A 5,028-nucleotide genomic window follows, 5' to 3' on the forward strand; every position below is an offset into this window, starting at 1 on the left:
GCCAACCTTACCTATGAAAGAGCCGCATTTTACGAAGTAGGCGGTTTTAAAGGAATAGACGACCTGGCTTCGGGAGATGATGAGCTGCTGCTGCATAAAATGGCCGCCCGCTATGGGAATAAAATAGGGTTCCTGAAAAACTACGATGCTGTGGTCTACACCCAGGCAAAACCTACCTTATCAGAATTTATACAACAGCGCAAACGCTGGGCATCAAAAAGTACCCGTTATAAAAACAAATCCATCATTGTTTTGGGTGTGCTGGTGTGGATCTTTAACCTGAGCATTGTGCTCAACCTTATTGCCGGTTTATTTTTTATTGGCTTTTTAAAGGTCTGTTTGCTGCAGCTTGTGTTGAAGATTGCTATAGAATTTATATTTTTATGGGATGTGACCAAGTTTGCCAAAAGGCGCGAGCTGTTACCCATTTTACCCATACTTAATCTTATGCACATTGTTTACCTTATTTATATTGGCGTAGCAGGCAATTCTGGAAAATACAACTGGAAGGGAAGAATGGTCAAATGAGTTCACAAAGTAACAGCCCTTCACAAAAGATATGGAGAAAGTTTAAAAAAAACAAACTTGCTTTCAGCGGCATGGTTTTCATTTTACTGATGATGTTGATGGGCATTGCCGGTTACCTCATTACGCCAGATCAAACACCCTATGCCAATAGCATGCACTTGCAGCTGAGCAATAAAAAACCGGGCAGGAGCTTTGAATTTTTAATCATCAGCAGAAACCCGAAAGTGGAGCAGGTGGGTGTTTTTGAAAAAATGCTCTACGGACAAGAAGCAAATTTTAAGGTCATTCCTATTACCGCTTACCGTAAAGTGGGTAAAACTGTTTTTGCCCGCGAATATATTGGCGACGATGAACAGAGTGAAGAAGCGGAATACCCTTTGGTATCTGGTAAAAATGTATACCGACAAACTTTTTGGTTAGGAACAGATATGTACGGCCGTGATTTGTTGAGCCGCTTAATTCTGGGTATTAGGGTTTCCTTATCTGTAGGTTTAATGGCCGTTTTGATCTCCCTTTTTATCGGCATCAGTTCAGGAGCCATAGCAGGTTATTTTGGAGGAAAGGTAGATGCTGGCATCAGTTGGCTGATGAATGTCATTTGGTCCTTGCCTTCGTTGTTATTGGTCATTGCTATATCTTTTGCCCTGGGTAAAGGCTTCTGGCAGATTTTTATTGCCGTAGGCCTATCTACATGGGTAGATGTTGCCCGTTTAGTACGCGGACAAGTACTTGCCCTCAAAGAAGTAGAATTTGTAGAAGCGGCAAAAGCCTTAGGTTTTTCTACACCGAGAATCATCATCAAACATATTCTTCCAAATATTGCAGGCCCTATTTTAGTGGTGGCCTCGGCAAATTTTGCTTCCGCTATTATCCTGGAGTCGGGTTTGAGCTTTCTGGGCTTTGGCGCACAACCACCCATGCCCAGCTGGGGAGGGATGATCAAGGAACATTATGGCTATATCATTATGGATGCCGCTTACCTTGCCGTATTGCCGGGGGTAGCCATTATGCTCACCGTATATGCCTTTAATTTGCTGGCCATTGGCTTAAGAGATGCCTTCGATGTAAAATCACAAAACGTAACTGTTTAGTTAATTCCGTATTGCTTATCTTTGTGGCATGTTATTAAATTGCTACCAGGAAGAGTTTTTAGAAGCTGGCTGTGATGAAGCTGGAAGAGGTTGTTTAGCCGGACCAGTTTTTGCTGCTGCCGTTATATTGCCTAAAGATTTTGTAGCCGGCGAGCTTACAGACTCTAAAATGCTCAACCACAAACAGCGGGAGAACTTACGCGGTATCATTGAAAAAGAAGCCATTTGCTGGGCTGTAGCCTCGGTAGATAACCTGGAGATCGATCAAATCAACATCCTGAATGCCTCTTTTCTGGCTATGCACCGTGCTATTGAAAAGTTGCATACCAAGCCACAATACCTCAGTATAGACGGCAACAGGTTTAAGGCCTATGCTGATATTCCACATTGCTGCATTGTAAAAGGCGATGGCAAATACCTCAACATTGCCGCAGCCTCTATTCTGGCAAAAACACATCGCGATGAGTACATGGTCAATATAGGTAAAGAATATCCCCATTATGAATGGCACCAGAATAAAGGATATCCTACGATTATGCACCGCAATGCCTCTCTGAATTATGGTTTAACACCCTACCATAGAAAAACTTTTAACATCAGTAGTCCACAGCTAATTCTATTTGAAAATAATGAGGGATAATGTGTAATTTCACTCATTGAAAGTCCTCATTTTAACATATCGCGTTCCTTTTCCACCTAACAGTGGTTATCCTATTGTGGTTTATAACACCATTATGGGCTTGCTGAAGCATGATGTTGAAGTTACGCTTTTCAGTATCAATACCCATAAAAATAAGATTGATATAGATGATATTTACGATCCTGTTTTTGAAAACATCCACTTCCACTCGTACGAGATTGATACCAGTGTAAACTACATAGACATGTTTTTAAACGTGTTTTCTGACGAGTCTTACAATGTTTCGCGTTATTATGAGGAAGATGCGGCCAAATTACTGGCCAATGTTCTTCATGAAACGGAGTTTGATATCATTCAGTTTGAAGGTTTATATGTGGTGCCTTATCTGGATGTGGTGAAGGAACTGAGCCAGGCTAAGCTTATTTACAGGGCACATAACATTGTTTTTGACGTATGGGAGCGACTGGCCTATCGGGAAAAGTTTATCCCCCGGCGCATGTACCTGGAGTTTCTGGCCCGGCGCTTAAAAACTTACGAAACCGAGCAAGTGAACAGGTTTCATCAGATCTTTGCCATCTCAGAACCCGACCGGCAAAGTATTGTACGCATGGGTTGCAAAACCAATCTTGATGTTTTTCCCGTAGCGCTTGATTTTGAAAAATACATTACCGCTCCCATTAAATATGGTTACCCTACGTTGTTTCATTTAGGGGCCATGGACTGGCAGCCTAATAAAGAAGGCCTGGAGTGGTTTTTAAGTGAAATTTGGCCTGATATAGAAAAGCTCAACAGTGAGCTGCGTTTTTATATTGCCGGCAAACACATGCAACAAGAGTTTTACGATTACGAATCTGACAATGTAGTAGTAGAAGGAGAAGTGATAGACGCTGTTGATTTTATCAACTCTAAGGCCATCATGATTGTGCCGCTGTTATCGGGAAGTGGTATGCGGGTAAAAATTATTGAGGGCATGGCCATGCGCAAATGTATCATTGCCACCACGATGGCCGCTGAGGGCATTAAATGTGAGCATGGTAAAGATATTTTGATTGCCGATACTCCTGATGAATTTTATAGGTCCATCTTACAATGCATCACCAACCCTAATAAACTGACCGAAATAGGGGAGAATGCCAGAAGAAATGTAGAGAAAAACTATAACATATCCTCCATAGCGGTGAGGATGGTACAAATTTATCAACAATTAATTAATGCCTAAAATTTATGTATTTTTGGCAACGATTATTTGAGATAAAACATGAACAATACCGCATTAACAGCTAAACATATTTCATTAGGCGCTAAAATGGTGCCATTTGCAGGATACAACATGCCCGTAACCTATGAGGGTATCAATGCAGAACACCAAACGGTAAGAACCAGTGTTGGTGTGTTTGATGTAAGCCATATGGGCGAGTTTATCCTTAAAGGAGAAAACGCATTAGACCTTATTCAAAGAGTAACCAGCAATGATGCTGCAAAATTATACGACGGTAAAATTCAATATTCTTGCTTGCCAAATGAAGATGGTGGCATTGTTGATGATTTGTTGGTTTACCGCATAGACGAAAAAACGTACATGTTGGTTGTCAATGCTTCTAACATTGAAAAAGATTGGAACTGGATTCAAAAGTTCAATACTGCGGGTGTTGAAATGCATGATATTTCTGGAAAAACATCTTTATTAGCTGTTCAGGGACCAAAAGCAGCTGAAGCTTTACAAAGTTTAACAGATGTAGATTTGGCTTCTATGGAATATTACAATTTCAGCAAAGGCAAATTTGCAGGTATCGACAATGTCGTTATTTCTGCTACCGGTTATACAGGTGCTGGAGGTTTTGAGATTTACTTCGACAATGAGCATGCAGATCATATCTGGAATGCTATTTTCGAAGCTGGTGCGCCTTTTAACATTAAACCTATTGGTTTAGCGGCCCGTGATACCTTGCGTTTAGAAATGGGATTTTGTTTATATGGTAACGATATTGATGATACCACATCACCATTTGAAGCAGGTTTAGGCTGGATTACAAAGTTCACTAAAGAATTTACCAATTCTGAGGCTCTAAAAGCACAAAAAGAAGCGGGTGTAAGCAAAAAACTGATTGGCTTTGAGCTGATTGACCGCGGTATTCCACGTCATGATTATGAAATTGTAGATGCAGAAGGAAAAGTGATTGGAAAAGTAACCTCCGGTACACAGTCGCCATCTTTACAGAAAGCAATCGGCATGGGCTATGTGGAGAAAGAATTTGCTAAAGAAGGAACAGAGATCTACATCCTAATCCGTAACGCAAAAATTAAAGCTAAAGTTGTTAAATTTCCTTTTTATAAATAAACGTCCCTTATTACCGTAAATGCAAAGAAAAATTGAAGTGTGTTTAACCCCGGCCTTGCTGGATTTATACACTATTGAAAACAGTATTGTTGTGGTTATTGATATCTTAAGAGCCACTTCATCTATGGTTTACGGTATTGACAATGGCGCAGAAGCTATTATTCCGGTTTCGCAGGTTGAAGATTGCCTTAATTATAAAGGGCTAAATTATTTGTTGGCGGCCGAAAGAAATGGGGAAGTGGTTGATGGTTACGACTTCGGCAATTCCCCATTTTCTTATACCAAAGAAAAAGTAGGTGGCAGAACGGTAGTGTTGACCACTACCAATGGCACCAAAGCTTTACATATGGCGCAGGCACGTGCACACCAGGTGGTGATTGGCTCGTTTCTTAACCTCGATGTATTGTGTAAATGGTTAATTAGTCAGGATA

General features: G+C 40.8%; 6 protein-coding genes. All 6 read left to right on the top strand.

The features are described from left to right. A partial coding sequence (locus tag ACR2F7_RS00835) for a glycosyltransferase family 2 protein (RefSeq protein ID WP_432711715.1) occupies positions 1-528 on the top strand: 528 nt, incomplete at its 5' end. Further along, positions 525-1,619, top strand: coding sequence for an ABC transporter permease (locus ACR2F7_RS00840; protein ID WP_432711716.1), 1,095 nt, complete (start codon positions 525-527; stop codon positions 1,617-1,619). The genes ACR2F7_RS00835 and ACR2F7_RS00840, both read left to right, overlap by 4 nt. A gap of 28 nt (positions 1,620-1,647) precedes the next feature. Continuing rightward, positions 1,648-2,259 carry a ribonuclease HII gene (locus ACR2F7_RS00845; protein ID WP_432711717.1) on the top strand — a complete coding sequence of 204 codons (612 nt, stop codon included), beginning with the start codon at positions 1,648-1,650 and terminating at the stop codon, positions 2,257-2,259. Between the two features lie 16 nt (positions 2,260-2,275). Then, positions 2,276-3,478 (top strand): glycosyltransferase family 4 protein, encoded by a 1,203-nt coding sequence (locus ACR2F7_RS00850; protein WP_432711718.1) that lies wholly within the window; start codon positions 2,276-2,278, stop codon positions 3,476-3,478. Between the two features lie 39 nt (positions 3,479-3,517). Continuing rightward, complete coding sequence (gcvT, locus tag ACR2F7_RS00855) at positions 3,518-4,597, top strand: glycine cleavage system aminomethyltransferase GcvT (protein WP_432711719.1); 1,080 nt, start codon at positions 3,518-3,520, stop codon at positions 4,595-4,597. 19 nt (positions 4,598-4,616) lie between these two features. Next, on the top strand, positions 4,617-5,028 hold a 412-nt coding region (locus ACR2F7_RS00860; protein WP_432711720.1), incomplete at its 3' end, for a 2-phosphosulfolactate phosphatase.

Source organism: Pedobacter sp. (assembly GCF_045628745.1).
GTDB lineage: Bacteria > Bacteroidota > Bacteroidia > Sphingobacteriales > Sphingobacteriaceae > Pedobacter.

Coding starts and splice junctions, on each gene's coding strand:
- ACR2F7_RS00840 (WP_432711716.1), top strand. CDS start 525: ATGAGTTCACAAAGTAACAGCCCTTCACAAAAGATATGGAGAAAGTTT.
- ACR2F7_RS00845 (WP_432711717.1), top strand. CDS start 1,648: ATGTTATTAAATTGCTACCAGGAAGAGTTTTTAGAAGCTGGCTGTGAT.
- gcvT (WP_432711719.1), top strand. CDS start 3,518: ATGAACAATACCGCATTAACAGCTAAACATATTTCATTAGGCGCTAAA.